The sequence below is a fragment of the Achromobacter aegrifaciens genome (assembly GCF_902859965.1).
In the GTDB taxonomy this organism is placed as follows: domain Bacteria; phylum Pseudomonadota; class Gammaproteobacteria; order Burkholderiales; family Burkholderiaceae_B; genus Achromobacter; species Achromobacter aegrifaciens.
On sequence record NZ_CADIKO010000019.1, the window covers coordinates 1 to 517 of the forward strand.

Here is a 517-nt window from a genome sequence, read left to right on the forward strand (position 1 = left end):
GAGGGTGTCGGCGCCGGTGCCGCTGATGACGTTGCCGGAGGCGGTCAGTGCGGTGTCTTCCGTGACGGAGGCGGTGTCGGGCTTGGCTTCCGGAGCGGTGTCGGTGATGAGCACGACCAGGTCGTCAGACTTGACCTGGTTGGCCGCGTCGGTGACGGTGACGGTGAACTTGTCGGTGACGGAGTCGTCGCCGGCAGTGTGGTTCTTGGCCGTCCCGTCCTGCTGGTAGCTATAGGTGATCTTGCCGGTGGCGGGGTCGTAGCCAGTCAGCGTGAGCTTGCCTTCGGTGCCGTTGACGACGACCGGGGTGGTGCCCAGCGCCTGCAGGTCGGCCACAGAGAGGGTGACGTTGCCGATCTTGACGGTAGCCAGGCCTTCCGGTGCGGTGACGGTCAGTTCGCCAGTAACCGGCTGCGTGGCGTTCTCGGCGATGCTGACGTTGCCGGCATCGGCGCCGTTGGCGTCGGGGACGGTCACGCCGGGCACGCCATCGGTGTGGCCGTTGATGGTGACGGTG

The 517-nt window shown here is 67.1% G+C and carries 1 protein-coding gene; it reads right to left on the minus strand.

From position 1 onward, the window contains the following. Positions 1–517 (minus strand): VCBS domain-containing protein (locus tag HV793_RS31020; protein ID WP_217481796.1); only part of this gene is annotated, 517 nt, incomplete at both ends.